The sequence below is a fragment of the Bradyrhizobium sp. TM239 genome (assembly GCF_036247985.1).
GTDB lineage: Bacteria > Pseudomonadota > Alphaproteobacteria > Rhizobiales > Xanthobacteraceae > Bradyrhizobium > Bradyrhizobium ottawaense.
In genome coordinates, this window is record NZ_BTIR01000012.1 from 70,903 (window position 1) to 86,064 (window position 15,162).

The window sequence follows — 15,162 nt, forward strand, 5'->3', positions numbered from 1 at the left end:
TCATGCACATAGCCGTGTTGATGCTCGGTTTGATGACGATCGCGACAGCGCCGTCGTTGCAGGCCCAGCCGGCGGCCAAGCCGGTCAGGCTCGTGGTCCTCGGCGATTCCTTGAGTGCGGGCCTTGGCCTTTCGGCCCAGGATGCGTTCCCGGCCAAGCTCAAAAAGTCTTTACAGGACAAAGGTATAGCCGTCGACATGACCAATGCCGGCGTGTCCGGCGACACTTCCTCGGGTGGCCGCGACCGGCTCGACTGGTCGGTCCCCGACGGAACCGACGGCGTCATCGTCGAGCTCGGCGCCAACGACGCCCTGCGCGGCATCGATCCCGATTTGACGCGCGCCGCATTGACCGACATCGTCCAGCGGCTGAAGGCGCGCAAGATCGCGGTGATGCTGTGCGGCATGCTGGCGCCGCCGAATTACGGCGCCGATTATGCCGCGCGCTTCAATTCGATTTATCCGGACCTGGCAAAGAAATTCGACGTGCCGCTCTATCCGTTCTTTCTCGACGGCGTTGCGGCCGACGCCAAGCTCAACCAGGCCGACGGCATTCATCCGACTGCTGAAGGCGTCGACATCATCGTCGGCAACATCATGCCCACCGCGGAGGCATTCCTGGGCGCGATCACTGAGCAACGCCGTTGAAAAGCAGGCAGCGCCAAGCCTCATACCCAGGGTTTTACCGGGGTGAGCCGCGCGATGCTTCGCAGAGTCACACAAACGCGATAGGAATCAGGGTACCGGTGATTCGTCACCGGCTCTAAAATTTGGATATGATCCTTCCCAGGGATCATGCCCAAGCATCGGGAGTGCGAAACGATGCCGCGTTTGTTCACTGGTCTGGAAATCCCGGCCGAAGTCAGCCAGACGCTTTCCAATTTGCGGGGTGGCCTTCCCGGCGCCCGCTGGATCGATCCCGAAAATTATCACGTCACCCTGCGCTTCATCGGCGATATCGACGGCATGTCCGCCAACGAGATCGCATCGATGCTGTTTCGCGTCGACCGCAAGCCGTTCGAGGTGAAGGTGCAGGGGCTCATGAGCTTCGGCGGCCGCAAACCGCGCGCAGTCGTTGCGACGATCGCGCCGAGCAAGCCGCTGATGGAATTGCAGGCCGAGCTCGAACGGATGATGCAGCGGATCGGTCTCAACCCCGAGGGACGCAAATACATCCCGCATGTAACGCTGGCCCGTCTGCACGATGCCAGCGATCGCGACGTCGCCGATTATCTCTCGCTGCGCGGCTACTTCCCGAGCAAGGCGTTCATGGCCGAGCGCTTCGTGCTGTTCTCGTCGCGGGCATCGACCGGCGGCGGTCCGTACGTGGTCGAGGACGCCTACGAGCTGTGTGAGTGAGAAGCGGCGCGCAAGAAGATGGGGCCGTATGGCGCGTAGACGCGTAGCGTCTATCGCCGTCAGAATGGCAATCCGTGTTTGTCATAGGCAACAATTTCGTCTGCCGTCTGGTCGGCTATCACCGGCAGCTCGCTCCAGCGTCGGCGGATCGCGGCCATATCGTCCAAGAGAGCAGTCTTGCGGCGCTGATTGTCGATCCGGCTAAGCCGCTCCTCGATAGCTCGCTTCGTTGCGGTCACAACTGTCTCGCCGGTGAGTTGCGTCAGCTTCCACGCGAGATGCTCAGTCTCGGGGTCCTCGATACTAAGAGTCATGTCAGGAACCTCAAAATAGCCGCTTAACTCTCTGATATTTCAATCATCCGCCCGCACCCGCGTAGATGAGGGTAAGCGCATACGCCCCTTGCGCCAATATACCGTTGCAATTTCCGTCCGTCTCTGGCGGTAAAGGGCCATGCTCTCGACCCCCAGTTCCCCCTTCAGCGAAGCGTATCAGGCCCAGATCGCGTCCGGCGCGATCGAGCCCGATGCCGCGCAGGCCGAGGTCGCCGAGGCCTATGCGGCGCTCGACCAGCGGCTCGCGGCTTACAAGCCCGCGCGCAAGCAGGGCCTGCTCGCTCGCCTGTTCAGCAGCGACAAGGATGAGGCGCCGCGCGGGCTCTACATCCATGGCGAGGTCGGCCGCGGCAAGACCATGCTGATGGATCTGTTCTTCCAGCACGCCTCGGTCGAGCACAAGCGGCGCGCGCATTTCCACGAATTCATGGCCGACGTGCATGAGCGCATCTATGACTATCGCCAGAGCATCGCGCGCGGCGAGATCGCCGACGGCGACGTCATCGCGCTGACCGCGAATGCGATCTTCGAGGAGAGCTGGCTGCTCTGCTTCGACGAATTCCACGTCACCGATATTGCGGACGCGATGATCCTCGGACGCCTGTTCGCAAAATTGTTCGAGCTCGGCACCGTCGTGGTCGCGACCTCCAACGTCGCACCTGACGATCTCTACAAGGGCGGCCTGAACCGGTCGCTGTTCCTGCCCTTCATCAAGCAGATCACCGACCACATGGACGTCGCGCGGCTCGATGCGCGCACCGACTTCCGCCTCGAAAAGCTGCAGGGCGTGCCGATGTGGCTGACGCCGGCGGACGCTGATGCGGACGCGGCGCTCGACCGCGCCTGGTCGCGGATGTCGGGCAGCGCCAAATGCCGCTCGCGCGACATTTCGATCAAGGGCCGCATCCTGCACGTGCCGTGCTCGGCCCATGGCGTGGCCCGGTTCACCTTCACCGATCTCTGCGAGAAGCCGCTGGGGGCATCGGACTACCTTAGGCTGGCGCACGACTATCACACCATCCTGGTCGACCATATTCCAGTGATGGACCTGTCCCAGCGCAACGCCGCCAAGCGCTTCATCACGCTGATCGACGCGCTCTATGACAATGCGGTGAAGCTGATGGCCTCGGCCGACGCCAACCCGATCTCGCTCTACCTGGCACATGAGGGCGTTGAGGCCATGGAGTTCAAGCGGACGGCCTCGCGCCTGATCGAGATGAGCTCGGAATCCTATCTGGCGCTGGCTCACGGCCGCAAGGATTCCACCGCCAGCGGCTCCACCAAGGGGCTGGTAGAGACTTAAGTCCTATTCCTATTCCAATTCCCCGTCATTCCGGGCTCGCGACTTTCGTCGCGCCCCGGAATGACGGGGTTGCGCTTGTATACGCGCCAAGCCCGACAAATGGGCATCCGGCGACTTGAACGGGGGAGGCGAAAGGGATAACCAGCCTCTCAGTTTTCCCCACCTTACGTGTCTAAAGGACAGGCTCACATGGCGCGCGACAAGATTGCTTTGATTGGCTCCGGTCAGATCGGCGGAACGCTGGCTCATCTCATCGGCCTGAAAGAGCTGGGCGACGTGGTGATGTTCGACATCGCCGAAGGCGTGCCGCAGGGCAAGGCGCTCGACATCGCGCAGTCCTCGCCGGTCGACGGTTTTGACGCCCACTACACCGGCGCCAACTCCTATGAAGCGCTCGACAATGCCAAGGTCTGCATCGTCACCGCCGGCGTGCCGCGCAAGCCCGGCATGAGCCGCGACGATCTTCTCTCCATCAACCTCAAGGTCATGGAGCAGGTCGGCGCCGGCATCAAGAAGTACGCCCCGGACGCCTTCGTCATCTGCATCACCAACCCGCTCGACGCGATGGTCTGGGCGCTGCAGAAGGCTAGCGGCCTGCCGCACAAGAAGGTCGTCGGCATGGCCGGCGTGCTGGATTCGGCGCGCTTCCGCTACTTCCTGGCCGATGAGTTCAACGTCTCGGTCGAAGACGTCACCGCCTTCGTGCTCGGCGGCCATGGCGACACCATGGTGCCGCTGGTGAAGTACTCCACCGTCGCCGGCATTCCGCTGCCGGACCTCGTCAAGATGGGCTGGACCTCGCAGGCGCGCCTCGACGAGATCGTCGACCGCACCCGCAACGGCGGCGCCGAGATCGTCAATTTGCTCAAGACCGGCTCGGCCTTCTACGCGCCGGCCGCCTCGGCGATCGCGATGGCCGAGAGCTATCTGCGTGACAAGAAGCGCGTGCTGCCCTCGGCCGCGTACCTGAACGGCGAATACGGCGTGAAGGACATGTATGTCGGCGTGCCCGTCGTGATCGGCTCCAAGGGCGTCGAGCGCGTCGTTGAGATCGAGCTCGCCGGCAAGGACCGCGAGGCCTTCGACAAGTCGGTCGGCGCGGTGCAGGGCCTGGTCGACGCCTGCAAGAAGATCGCCCCCGATCTTCTCGGCCGCTAAGGGTCAAGCACTTCCCGCCGAAGCCCGAAAACCGGTCTTCGGCGGTTTCATTTCCGGGGCCCGGTTGTCGGGACAGGCCCCGGGTCGGCAGTCCAGAGATCGATGTCAAAGAATCCCGGTTGCAGTTCCTGTGGTATATGGTATGCCAGCCACAAGACTGAGGTGGGCCCTAGAGGTCACCGCCCGCGGGTTCAGGGAGCGACCATATGAATATCCATGAATATCAGGCCAAAGCGCTGCTGGGTGAGTTCGGCGTGCCGATCTCCAAGGGCGTGCCGGTCCTTAAAGCCGCCGACGCCGAAGCCGCCGCGAAGGCGCTGCCGGGTCCGGTCTATGTGGTGAAGAGCCAGATCCACGCCGGCGGCCGCGGCAAGGGCAAGTTCAAGGAAGCCTCGGCCGGCGACAAGGGCGGCGTCCGCATCGCCAAATCGGCCGCGGAGGTCACCGAGTTCGCCAAGCAGATGCTCGGCGCCACGCTGGTGACGATCCAGACCGGTCCCGCCGGCAAGCAGGTCAACCGCCTCTACATCGAGGACGGCTCCGACATCGACAAGGAGTTCTATCTCTCGATCCTGGTCGACCGCGAGACCTCGCGCGTCTCCTTCGTGGTGTCGACCGAAGGCGGCGTCAACATCGAGGACGTCGCGCACAACAGCCCTGAGAAGATCGTGACCTTCTCCGTCGATCCCGCCACCGGCATCATGGGCCATCACGGCCGCACGGTTGCGAACGCGCTCAAGCTCTCCGGTGATCTCGCCAAGCAGGCCGAGAAGCTCACCGCGCAGCTCTACGCGGCGTTCGTCGCCAAGGACATGTCGATGCTGGAGATCAACCCGCTGGTCGTGACCAAGCAGGGCCAGCTCCGCGTGCTCGACGCCAAGGTGTCGTTCGACGACAACGCGCTGTTCCGTCACCCCGAAGTGCTCGCGCTGCGCGACGAGACCGAGGAAGACGCCAAGGAGATCGAGGCGTCCAAGCATGACCTCAATTATGTCACGCTCGACGGCAACATCGGATGCATGGTCAACGGCGCCGGCCTCGCCATGGCGACGATGGACATCATCAAGCTCTACGGCATGGCGCCGGCGAACTTCCTCGACGTCGGCGGCAGCGCCAGCAAGGAAAAGGTCGCGGCCGCCTTCAAGATCATCACCGCCGATCCCAACGTGAAGGGCATCCTGGTCAACATCTTCGGCGGCATCATGAAGTGCGACGTGATCGCCGAGGGCGTCACGGCTGCCGTTCGTGAAGTCGGCCTCAGCGTCCCGCTGGTGGTCCGCCTCGAAGGTACCAATGTCGAGCTCGGCAAGAAGATCATCAATGAATCGGGACTGAACGTGGTGCCCGCCGACAATCTCGACGACGCCGCGCAGAAGATCGTGAAGGCCGTCAAGGGAGGCTAAGGCCATGGCCCAGGACCATCTCGCCGCATCATCTCCGCTTCCCGAGCACGCGCGCCTCGCCGCGTTCGCCGGCGAATGGGATGGCGAAGAGGTGGTCTTCCCGTCGCGCTGGAATGCGGGCGGGCCGGCGACATCGCGCACCGTCGCGCGCATGGATCTCAATGGGTTCTATCTGATCCAGGACAGTGTCCAGATGCGCGACGGCAAGCAGATCTTCGCCACCCACGGCATCTTCACCTACGACCGCGACGACCGGACCTACAAACTGTTCTGGTACGATTCGCTCGGCTACACGCCGCCTTCGCCCGCCTCCGGCGGGTGGGTCGGCAAGACCCTGACGCTGGTGCGCGGCTCGCTCCGCGGCAATGCGCGCCACGTCTACGAAATCATCAATGAGGATTCCTACTCGTTGAAGATCCAGTTCTCGCCGGACGCGGAAGGCTGGGCCGACGTGCTCACCGGCGTCTACCGCCGCATCCACTGACCCTCTCACTCTGTTAGTTTCGCGAAAGCAGACCTCATGTCCATCCTGATCGACAAGAACACCAAGGTCATCTGCCAGGGCTTCACCGGCAAGAACGGCACCTTCCACTCCGAGGCTGCGATCGCCTATGGCACCAAGATGGTCGGCGGCACCTCGCCGGGCAAAGGCGGCGCGACGCATCTGGGCCTGCCGGTGTTCGACACCGTGCGCGATGCGCGTGAGAAGACCGGCGCCGATGCGTCGGTGATCTACGTGCCGCCGCCGGGTGCCGCGGATGCGATCTGCGAAGCCATCGACGCCGAGATCCCGCTGATCGTCTGCATCACCGAGGGCATTCCCGTCATCGACATGGTGCGCGTGAAGCGCTCGCTCGCGGCTTCCAAGTCGCGCCTGATCGGGCCGAACTGCCCGGGCGTCATGACCGCCGGCGAGTGCAAGATCGGCATCATGCCCGCCAACATCTTCAAGACCGGCTCGGTCGGCATCGTCTCCCGCTCGGGCACGCTGACCTATGAAGCCGTGTTCCAGACCTCCCAGGAAGGCCTCGGCCAGACCACCGCGGTCGGCATCGGCGGCGACCCGGTCAAGGGAACCGAGTTCATCGACGTGCTCGAAATGCTGCTCGGCGACCCCAAGACCGAGTCGATCATCATGATCGGCGAGATCGGCGGTTCCGCCGAGGAGGACGCCGCCCAGTTCCTCAAGGACGAGGCCAAGCGGGGCCGCAAGAAGCCGATGGTCGGCTTCATCGCCGGTGTCACCGCCCCTCCCGGCCGCCGCATGGGCCATGCCGGCGCGATCATCTCGGGCGGCAAGGGCGACGCCGGTTCCAAGACCGAGGCGATGAAATCGGCTGGGATTACAGTGTCTCCGTCGCCCGCCCGCCTCGGCCATACGCTTGCCGAAAAGTTGAAAGGCTAATTCACTTCTTCGTACTTTTCCGGGCGAAGTTTCGCAGCAAATAGGGTAAAGGGTGCCTGTCGCACCGAGCCTCTGCCGGGGAGCTCGGTGCCAGCGCCGTTTGTTATGCGCGAACCGAAATCGCCAGGAACTCCAGTATGTCTCGCCAGGACGCGAACGCAGCCTTTGCCTTGTCCTCCTTTTTGCAGGGCACCAACGCCACCTACATCGACGAAATCTACGCCCGCTACGAGAAGGACCCATCCTCGGTCGACGCCGAGTGGCAGGAGTTCTTCAAGAGCCTGAACGACCAGCCCGCTGACGTCCGGAAGAACGCCGCGGGCCCGTCCTGGGAGCGCACCAACTGGCCGCTGACCCCGCAGGACGATCTCACCTCCGCCCTCGACGGCAACTGGGCCGAAGTCGAGAAGGCGGTCGGTGCCAAGATCGCCGCCAAGGCGCAGGCCAAGGGAGGCGATAAGAGTGGCGACAAGGGCGCCGGCCTCTCCTCCGCCGACCTGCTCCAGGCGACGCGCGACTCCGTCCGCGCCCTGATGTTGATCCGCTCCTACCGCATGCGGGGTCACTTCCACGCCAAGCTCGATCCGCTCGGCATCGAGGCCCCGCGCAACCGCGAAGAGCTTGACCCCCGCACCTACGGCTTCAGCGAAGCCGATTTCGACCGCAAGATCTTCCTCGACCACGTGCTCGGTCTCGAATACGGCAGCTTGCGCGAGATCACCGCGATCTGCGAGCGCACCTACTGCCAGACGCTCGGCGTCGAGTTCATGCACATCAGCAACGCCGCGCAGAAGGCCTGGATCCAGGAGCGCATCGAGGGTCCGGACAAGGAGATCTCGTTCACCCGCGAAGGCCGCAGAGCCATCCTGACCAAGCTGGTCGAAGCCGAAGGTTTTGAAAAGTTCTGCGACACCAAGTTCACCGGCACCAAGCGCTTCGGTCTCGACGGCGCTGAATCGCTGATCCCCGCGCTTGAGCAGATCATCAAGCGCGGTGGCAATCTCGGCGTGAAGGAGATCGTGCTGGGCATGCCGCATCGCGGCCGCCTCAACGTGCTGACGCAGGTGATGGGCAAGGCGCACCGCGCCCTGTTCCACGAGTTCAAGGGCGGCTCGGCCAACCCCGACGCGGTCGAAGGCTCGGGCGACGTCAAATATCACCTCGGCGCATCCTCGGACCGCGAGTTCGACGGCAACCGCATTCATCTGTCGCTGACCGCCAATCCCTCGCATCTCGAGATCGTCGATCCCGTCGTGCTCGGCAAGGTGCGTGCGAAGCAGGACCAGCACGGCGATCCGCCGGACATGCGCATCTCCGTCATGCCGCTGCTGATGCACGGCGACGCCGCGTTCGCCGGCCAGGGCGTGGTCGCCGAGTGCTTCGGTCTGTCCGACCTGAAGGGCTACCGCACCGGCGGCTCCGTGCACTTCATCGTCAACAACCAGATCGGCTTCACCACCTATCCGCGTTACTCGCGCTCCTCGCCCTATCCGTCGGATGTGGCGAAGATGATCGACGCGCCGATCTTCCACGTGAACGGCGACGATCCGGAAGCCGTGGTGTTCGCGGCCAAGGTCGCGACCGAGTTCCGGCAGAAATTCCACAAGCCCGTCGTCATCGACATGTTCTGCTACCGCAGGCATGGCCACAACGAGGGCGACGAGCCGGCCTTCACCCAACCGGTGATGTACAAGCGCATCGCCGCGCATCCCTCGACGCTCGAGCTCTACGCTCGCCGCCTGATCGGCGAAGGCGTGATGACCCAGGGCGAGGTCGACAAGGCCAAGGCCGACTGGCGCGCGCGGCTCGATGCCGAGTTCGAGGCCGGCACCTCCTACAAGCCGAACAAGGCCGACTGGCTCGACGGCAAATGGGCGGGCTTCAAGATCGCCGACCAGGAAGAGGACGCCCGCCGCGGCGTCACCGGCGTCGATCTTCCGATCCTGAAGGACATCGGCCGCAAGATCACCAAGGTGCCGGACGGCTTCCGCGTCCACCGCACCATCCAGCGCTTCCTGGAAAATCGCGCCAAGGCGATCGACGGCAACGCGGGCATCGACTGGGCGACCGGCGAGGCGCTGGCGTTCTGCACGCTGCTGCACGAAAACCACCACGTCCGTCTGTCCGGACAGGATTCGGAGCGCGGCACCTTCTCGCAGCGCCACTCGGTCCTGATCGACCAGGAGGACGAGAGCCGCTACACGCCGTTCAACCATCTCGGCAACGAGCAGGGCCATTACGAGGTCATCAACTCGCTGCTGTCGGAAGAAGCCGTGCTCGGCTTCGAATACGGCTACTCGCTCGCCGAGCCGAACACGCTGACCCTCTGGGAAGCCCAGTTCGGCGACTTCGCCAACGGCGCGCAGGTCGTGTTCGACCAGTTCATCTCCTCGGGCGAGCGCAAATGGCTGCGCATGTCCGGCCTCGTCTGCCTCCTGCCGCACGGCTATGAGGGGCAGGGACCGGAGCACTCCTCGGCGCGACTCGAGCGTTACCTGCAGATGTGCGCCGAAGACAACATGCAGGTGGTCTACCCGACCACGCCGGCGAACTACTTCCACGTGCTGCGGCGCCAGCTTCATCGCGAGATCCGCAAGCCGCTGATCGTGATGACGCCGAAGTCGCTGCTGCGTCACAAGCGGGCAGTGTCGCGCATCGAGGAGCTTGCGAAGGACACGACCTTCCACCGCATCCTCTATGATGACGCCCAGATGCTGCCGAACGAAGCCATGAAGCTCGTTCCGGACGAGAAGGTCCGCCGCATCGTGCTGTGCTCCGGCAAGGTCTATTACGACCTCTACGAGGAGCGCGAGAAGCGCGGCATCGACGACATCTATCTGATGCGCGTCGAGCAGCTCTATCCGGTGCCGCTGAAGGCGCTGGTGGCCGAGCTGTCGCGCTTCAAGAAGGCCGAAGTGGTGTGGTGCCAGGAAGAGCCCCGCAACATGGGTGCCTGGCACTTCATCGAGCCCTATCTGGAATGGGTGCTGAACCAGGTGAACGGCGTGAGCCGGCGTCCGCGTTATGTCGGCCGCGCCGCTTCCGCCGCGACCGCCACTGGTCTGATGTCCAAGCATCAGGCGCAGTTGAAGGCGTTCCTGGACGAAGCACTGAGCTGAACTTTCTTAACTGCGTCATGCCCCGCTCGGAAGAGCGGGGCATCCAGTAGGTCGCGACTGCGAACGTCCCGGCTCGCTGGATGGCTTGCTTTTCGCGGGCCATTGACGACCGACTTATGACCGCACCGGCGATCCCTTAAGGAAAAGACCATGACTGAAATTCGTGTGCCGACGCTCGGCGAATCCGTCACCGAGGCCACCATCGGCCGCTGGTTCAAGAAGGCCGGCGACCCCGTCGCCGTCGACGAGCCGTTGGTGGAGCTCGAGACCGACAAGGTCACCATCGAGGTCCCGGCGCCCTCCGCCGGCACGCTGAGCGAGATCATCGCCGCCGATGGCGCCACCGTCGCGGTCGGCGCGCTGCTCGGCCAGATCACGGAAGGCGCCGCAGGCGCTGCCAAGCCGGCCGCCGCGCCCGCCAAGCCCGCCGCTGCCGCTCCTGCCGCCGCTGCTGCTTCCGCGCCGGCCCCGGCCGCGAAGGCGCCGCCGGCCGACGCGCCGCTCGCTCCGTCCGTGCGCAAGCTCTCGGCTGAGACCGGCGTCGATGCCTCCACCGTTCCGGGCTCCGGCAAGGACGGCCGCGTCACCAAGGGCGACATGTTGGCTGCGATCGAGCGTGCGGCCTCGGCGCCGACCCCGGTCAACCAGCCCGCCGCCGCCGTGCAGGTGCGCAGCCCCTCGCCGGCCGATGACGCCGCCCGCGAAGAGCGCGTCAAGATGACCCGGCTGCGCCAGACCATCGCGCGCCGCCTCAAGGACGTGCAGAACACCGCCGCCATGCTGACGACCTTCAACGAGGTCGACATGACCAACGTGATGGCGCTGCGTGCCCACTACAAGGATGCATTCGAGAAGAAGCACGGCTCCAAGCTCGGCTTCATGGGCTTCTTCACCAAGGCCGTCGTGCAGGCGCTGAAGGACATCCCGGCCGTCAACGCCGAGATCGACGGCACCGATTTGATCTACAAGAACTACTATCACATCGGCGTCGCCGTCGGCACCGACAAGGGCCTCGTCGTGCCCGTGGTGCGCGACTGCGACCACAAGTCGATCGCGGACATCGAGAAGGGCATCGCCGATTTCGGCCGCCGCGCCCGTGACGGCCAGCTCAAGATCGACGAGATGCAGGGCGGCACCTTCACCATCACCAATGGCGGCATCTACGGTTCGCTGATGTCGACCCCGATCCTGAACGCGCCGCAGTCCGGCATCCTCGGCATGCACAAGATCCAGGAGCGGCCGATGGTCGTCGGCGGCAAGATCGAGGTGCGCCCGATGATGTATCTGGCGTTGTCCTACGATCACCGCGTCATCGACGGCAAGGAAGCCGTCACCTTCCTGGTTCGCGTCAAGGAGAGCCTGGAAGATCCGGCGCGCCTGGTGCTCGATCTCTGATCCCTGATGCTCTGCGAGCGCCGTCGCCATTCGCGACGGCGCGTGTCGAACCATGGAGGCGCGCGTGACGGATAAAGTCGTTGTCATCACCGGCGGCAGCCGCGGCATCGGGCGGGCGACTGCGATTGCGGCGGCCGCGCGCGGCTTTCGTGTCGTGGTCGGTTACGCCAGCAACAAGAGGGCCGCCGACGAGGTGGTCGCGCTGATCGAGGCCAGCAATGGCAAGGCGATCGCGGTGAAATGCGATGTGGCCGAGGAAGGCGACATCCTCGAGCTGTTCAAGGCGGCCGACAAGTTCGGCACGTTAGGGGCGCTCGTCAACAATGGCGGCATCGTCGGCCAGAGTGGCGTGCGGGTCGACGAGATGTCGGCCGAGCGCATCCAGCGCGTCATGGCGGTCAACGTCACCGGGTCGATCCTCTGCGCGCGCGAGGCGGTGAAGCGGATGTCGACCAAGCACGGCGGCAAGGGCGGCGTCATCGTCAATTTGTCGTCGGTCGCCGCCAAGCTCGGCTCGCCCAACACCTATGTCGATTATGCGGCGTCGAAGGGCGCAATCGATTCTTTCACCGTCGGCCTCGGCCATGAGGTCGCGGGTGAGGGCATCCGCGTCGCCGCGATCCGTCCCGGCCTGATCGACACCGAGATCCACGCCGCCGGCGGGGAGCCCGACCGCGCCCATCGCCTGGCCCATCTGGTGCCGATGAAGCGCGTCGGCACATCAGATGAAATCGCCAACGCCATCGTCTGGCTGATGTCGGACGAGGCCTCCTATGTCACCTCAGCCATTCTCGATGTGTCCGGCGGACGCTGACGCACCGGCGGACGCTGACACATCCTCATCACGCCTAACTTTACGGGACTTTCTCTCATGGCTACCTACGATCTCGTCGTCATCGGCACCGGACCTGGCGGTTATGTCTGCGCGGTGCGCGCAGCCCAGCTCGGCATGAAGGTCGCCGTGGTCGAAAAGAACGCAACCCTCGGCGGCACCTGCCTCAATGTCGGCTGCATGCCGTCGAAGGCGCTGCTGCACGCGTCGGAGATGTTCGAGGAAGCCGGGCACTCCTTCGCGAAGATGGGCGTGTCGGTCTCCTCGCCGAAGCTCGATCTTCCCGCGATGATGAACTTCAAGCAGCAGGGCATCGACGGCAACGTCAAGGGCGTCGAGTTCCTGATGAAGAAGAATAAGATCGACGTGCTCAAGGGCACCGGCAAGATCCTGGGAACCGGCAAGGTGGAAGTCTCCGCCGACGGCAAGTCGCAGACGATCGACACCAAGAACATCGTGATCGCCACCGGCTCGGACATCGCGCGCCTCAAGGGCATCGAGATCGACGAGAAGCGCATCGTATCCTCGACCGGCGCGCTGTCGCTGGACAAGGTCCCCGGCAAGCTCTTGATCGTCGGCGCCGGCGTGATCGGCCTCGAGCTCGGCTCGGTCTGGCATCGTCTCGGCGCCGAAGTCGTCGTCGTCGAATTCCTGGATCGCATCCTGCCCGGCATGGACGGCGAGATCGCCAAGCAATTCCAGCGCATCCTGGAAAAGCAGGGCTTTGCGTTCAAGCTCGGCGCCAAGGTCACCGCGGTCGACAGCTCAGGCAAGACGCTGAAGGCGACCATCGAGCCCGCCGCCGGCGGCGCCGCCGAGACGCTGGAAGCCGACGTCGTTCTGGTCTGCATCGGCCGCGTGCCCTACACCGACGCGCTTGGCCTGAAGGAGGCCGGCGTCGCGCTGGACAATCGTGGCCGCGTGCAGATCGATCCGCATTTCGCCACCAGCCTGAAGGGCGTATATGCCATCGGCGACGTCGTCGCAGGCCCGATGCTCGCGCACAAGGCCGAGGATGAAGGCGTGGCGGTGGCCGAGATCATTGCCGGCCAGGCCGGCCACGTGAACTACGATGTGATCCCAGGCGTCGTGTATACCACGCCGGAAGTGTCCTCCGTCGGCAAGACCGAGGAGGAACTGAAGCAGGCGGGCGTGGCTTATACCGTCGGGAAATTTCCCTTTACCGCCAACGGCCGCTCCAAGGTCAACCAGACCACTGACGGCTTTGTGAAGATTCTCGCAGATGCGAAGACCGATCGCGTGCTCGGCGTGCACATTATCGGCCGCGAAGCCGGCGAAATGATCCATGAGGCCTGTGTTCTCATGGAGTTTGGCGGCAGTGCGGAAGATCTCGCGCGCACCTGCCACGCGCATCCGACCCGCTCGGAGGCCATCAAGGAAGCCGCGCTTGCAGTCGGCAAGCGGGCCATCCATATGTAGACACGCGCCCAGCGCTGAATCGGGGCGGGAAACACATGCTGCGCCGCCTTCTTCAACCGGTCTGGGTCCTGCTTGCGATCGTCTTCCTGATCGAAGCCTGGCTGTGGGACCATCTCGAGCCGATCGTTGCAAAGGTCGTCGCGGCCATCCCGCTGGCGCGCTTCAAGCAATGGCTGACGGAGCGCGTCGATGCGCTGTCGCCGGCCATGACGCTGATCGTGTTCGCGGTCCCCATCGTCCCGCTGTTTCCGCTCAAGCTGGTCGGCCTGTGGCTGCTCACGCATGAATACTGGACCAGCGCGGTCTTCACGATCGTTTTCGCGAAGATGCTCGGCGTCGGTGTCACCGCCTTCGTGTTCGACGTGACGCGCGACAAGCTCTTGGAGATGCACTGGTTCGAGCGGATCTACGCGTTGGTGCTGAAGCTGCGCGCCAAGGCCGCCGAGCTGGTCGACCCGATCAAGCGCCGCATCCGCGAGCTGATCGCCGGCAACGGCGAAGGCTGGTCGTCACGTACGCTGCGTCTGATCCAGCGTTTCAGGAAGAGCGTGCATCAGGCGCGGTAGCCGCCCGCACATTCAGTCTCTCACCCGTCACCCTGAGGCGGCCGCTCCTTCAGCGGCCCTCGAAGGGCGACGGCCCGGCTGCATCTCGGCCGTTCATCCTTCGAGGCTCCGGGCGTAGTGCCGATGCACTGCGCTCCTCGCACCTCAGGATTGACGGAGTTGGTGCAACGCTGCTGCTCCAACTAATGCAAATGCAGCAGATGCGGCCACCACAGGCCGAGCGCGGTCATGAGGATGCCGCCCAGCGTCAGAATGCCGGCGACATAGGCCAGCGCGAACATGCCGGTGATGATGGTGGCCGAAGCCAGCACGATGCCGATCTGGAAGGCGGCCGAGGCCAGCTCGAAGTGATGGTATTTCGCGGTCGCCTCGTCGCGCTCGTGCTCGGCATGCTTGGCCTTCTCGGCGAGCTGCTCGGTGCCTTCGCCGGTCTCGGGCTCGGAGCGGTAGCGCTGCGCGGTCTTGGTCCAGTCGTCGATCTGCTTCTGCACCGTCGCCTTCATGGCGTCGTCGGTGGTGCCGGCCAGCGTCAGCTTGCCCTGCTCGGCCGCGGTCACCACCACGGTACGGCGGATGCTCTTGGCCTGGAAGAACGCCCAGAGATTGGCGCCCTCGACGTTCTTGCTGATCGATTCGGTCTGCGCGCCCTTGCCGAGCGTCTCCGAGATCGCCAGGAACAGCGCCAGCACGGCGATCAGGAGCGCGATCTTCTTGTTCGAGCCGGACGCGTGTTCGGCGTGCTCGGCATGCTCCATGCTTTCATGTGCGCTCATAAGTCTCTCCTGCCTCGGTTCCACAACGATTGACCGAACCGCGCGGCGAGCGCAAGAGGCACGCTCGCTGTGACA

Annotated in this window: 14 protein-coding genes; 12 read left to right on the forward strand and 2 right to left on the reverse strand. The window is 64.4% G+C overall.

What is annotated here, in order from left to right; translation table 11 throughout:
* Window positions 1-2: 2 nt before the first annotated feature.
* Both AABA84_RS21760 and thpR read left to right on the forward strand, forming a co-directional pair.
* On the forward strand, window positions 3-647 hold the full coding sequence (locus AABA84_RS21760) for an arylesterase (protein ID WP_212252224.1): 645 nt from the start codon (window positions 3-5) through the stop codon (window positions 645-647).
* A gap of 174 nt (window positions 648-821) precedes the next feature.
* The gene (gene thpR / locus AABA84_RS21765) at window positions 822-1,358 is read left to right on the forward strand and encodes an RNA 2',3'-cyclic phosphodiesterase (RefSeq protein ID WP_038972614.1); all 537 of its coding nucleotides are present in this window, start codon (window positions 822-824) and stop codon (window positions 1,356-1,358) included.
* A gap of 59 nt (window positions 1,359-1,417) precedes the next feature.
* Here thpR and AABA84_RS21770 read toward each other — a convergent pair whose 3' ends face one another.
* Window positions 1,418-1,672, reverse strand: coding sequence for a type II toxin-antitoxin system VapB family antitoxin (locus tag AABA84_RS21770; protein ID WP_038972613.1), 255 nt, complete (start codon window positions 1,670-1,672; stop codon window positions 1,418-1,420).
* A gap of 139 nt (window positions 1,673-1,811) precedes the next feature.
* On the opposite strand from AABA84_RS21770, the gene zapE reads away from it, so the two are divergent.
* The 10 genes from zapE to AABA84_RS21820 all read left to right on the forward strand — a co-directional run bounded on the left by zapE (window position 1,812) and on the right by AABA84_RS21820 (window position 14,314).
* The gene (gene zapE, locus AABA84_RS21775) at window positions 1,812-2,996 is read left to right on the forward strand and encodes a cell division protein ZapE (RefSeq protein WP_338313062.1); all 1,185 of its coding nucleotides are present in this window, start codon (window positions 1,812-1,814) and stop codon (window positions 2,994-2,996) included.
* Between the two features lie 189 nt (window positions 2,997-3,185).
* Window positions 3,186-4,154, forward strand: coding sequence for a malate dehydrogenase (mdh, locus tag AABA84_RS21780; protein WP_008145224.1), 969 nt, complete (start codon window positions 3,186-3,188; stop codon window positions 4,152-4,154).
* A 206-nt stretch (window positions 4,155-4,360) separates the two neighbouring features.
* Entirely contained in the window at window positions 4,361-5,557 is a 1,197-nt protein-coding gene (gene sucC, locus AABA84_RS21785) for an ADP-forming succinate--CoA ligase subunit beta (RefSeq protein ID WP_212252231.1), read from the forward strand.
* A gap of 4 nt (window positions 5,558-5,561) precedes the next feature.
* Window positions 5,562-6,041, forward strand: a complete 480-nt coding sequence (locus AABA84_RS21790) for a DUF1579 family protein (RefSeq protein WP_212252233.1) — start codon at window positions 5,562-5,564, stop codon at window positions 6,039-6,041.
* 36 nt (window positions 6,042-6,077) lie between these two features.
* Complete coding sequence (sucD, locus tag AABA84_RS21795) at window positions 6,078-6,962, forward strand: succinate--CoA ligase subunit alpha (RefSeq protein WP_212252234.1); 885 nt, start codon at window positions 6,078-6,080, stop codon at window positions 6,960-6,962.
* A gap of 137 nt (window positions 6,963-7,099) precedes the next feature.
* Window positions 7,100-10,081 (forward strand): 2-oxoglutarate dehydrogenase E1 component, encoded by a 2,982-nt coding sequence (locus AABA84_RS21800; RefSeq protein ID WP_338313064.1) that lies wholly within the window; start codon window positions 7,100-7,102, stop codon window positions 10,079-10,081.
* 150 nt (window positions 10,082-10,231) lie between these two features.
* Window positions 10,232-11,476, forward strand: a complete 1,245-nt coding sequence (gene odhB / locus AABA84_RS21805) for a 2-oxoglutarate dehydrogenase complex dihydrolipoyllysine-residue succinyltransferase (protein ID WP_212252237.1) — start codon at window positions 10,232-10,234, stop codon at window positions 11,474-11,476.
* Between the two features lie 64 nt (window positions 11,477-11,540).
* The gene (locus AABA84_RS21810) at window positions 11,541-12,290 is read left to right on the forward strand and encodes an SDR family oxidoreductase (protein ID WP_338313066.1); all 750 of its coding nucleotides are present in this window, start codon (window positions 11,541-11,543) and stop codon (window positions 12,288-12,290) included.
* A 57-nt stretch (window positions 12,291-12,347) separates the two neighbouring features.
* Entirely contained in the window at window positions 12,348-13,748 is a 1,401-nt protein-coding gene (lpdA, locus tag AABA84_RS21815; RefSeq protein WP_212252241.1) for a dihydrolipoyl dehydrogenase, read from the forward strand.
* A 35-nt stretch (window positions 13,749-13,783) separates the two neighbouring features.
* A complete protein-coding gene (locus AABA84_RS21820; RefSeq protein WP_212252243.1) occupies window positions 13,784-14,314 on the forward strand; it encodes a hypothetical protein in 531 nt (176 codons plus the stop codon).
* Window positions 14,315-14,496: 182 nt separating this feature from the next.
* Here AABA84_RS21820 and AABA84_RS21825 read toward each other — a convergent pair whose 3' ends face one another.
* Window positions 14,497-15,087: a DUF4337 domain-containing protein gene (locus AABA84_RS21825; protein ID WP_151646202.1), complete on the reverse strand. Its 591-nt coding sequence runs from the start codon at window positions 15,085-15,087 to the stop codon at window positions 14,497-14,499.
* Between the last annotated feature and the right edge of the window lie 75 nt (window positions 15,088-15,162).

Bases quoted from the DNA above. Each gene is read 5' to 3' on its own strand.
- AABA84_RS21760 (WP_212252224.1), top strand. From the start codon at position 3: ATGCACATAGCCGTGTTGATGCTCGGTTTGATGACGATCGCGACAGCG.
- thpR (WP_038972614.1), top strand. From the start codon at position 822: ATGCCGCGTTTGTTCACTGGTCTGGAAATCCCGGCCGAAGTCAGCCAG.
- AABA84_RS21770 (WP_038972613.1), bottom strand. From the start codon at position 1,672: ATGACTCTTAGTATCGAGGACCCCGAGACTGAGCATCTCGCGTGGAAG.
- zapE (WP_338313062.1), top strand. From the start codon at position 1,812: ATGCTCTCGACCCCCAGTTCCCCCTTCAGCGAAGCGTATCAGGCCCAG.
- mdh (WP_008145224.1), top strand. From the start codon at position 3,186: ATGGCGCGCGACAAGATTGCTTTGATTGGCTCCGGTCAGATCGGCGGA.
- sucC (WP_212252231.1), top strand. From the start codon at position 4,361: ATGAATATCCATGAATATCAGGCCAAAGCGCTGCTGGGTGAGTTCGGC.
- AABA84_RS21790 (WP_212252233.1), top strand. From the start codon at position 5,562: ATGGCCCAGGACCATCTCGCCGCATCATCTCCGCTTCCCGAGCACGCG.
- sucD (WP_212252234.1), top strand. From the start codon at position 6,078: ATGTCCATCCTGATCGACAAGAACACCAAGGTCATCTGCCAGGGCTTC.
- AABA84_RS21800 (WP_338313064.1), top strand. From the start codon at position 7,100: ATGTCTCGCCAGGACGCGAACGCAGCCTTTGCCTTGTCCTCCTTTTTG.
- odhB (WP_212252237.1), top strand. From the start codon at position 10,232: ATGACTGAAATTCGTGTGCCGACGCTCGGCGAATCCGTCACCGAGGCC.
- lpdA (WP_212252241.1), top strand. From the start codon at position 12,348: ATGGCTACCTACGATCTCGTCGTCATCGGCACCGGACCTGGCGGTTAT.
- AABA84_RS21820 (WP_212252243.1), top strand. From the start codon at position 13,784: ATGCTGCGCCGCCTTCTTCAACCGGTCTGGGTCCTGCTTGCGATCGTC.
- AABA84_RS21825 (WP_151646202.1), bottom strand. From the start codon at position 15,087: ATGAGCGCACATGAAAGCATGGAGCATGCCGAGCACGCCGAACACGCG.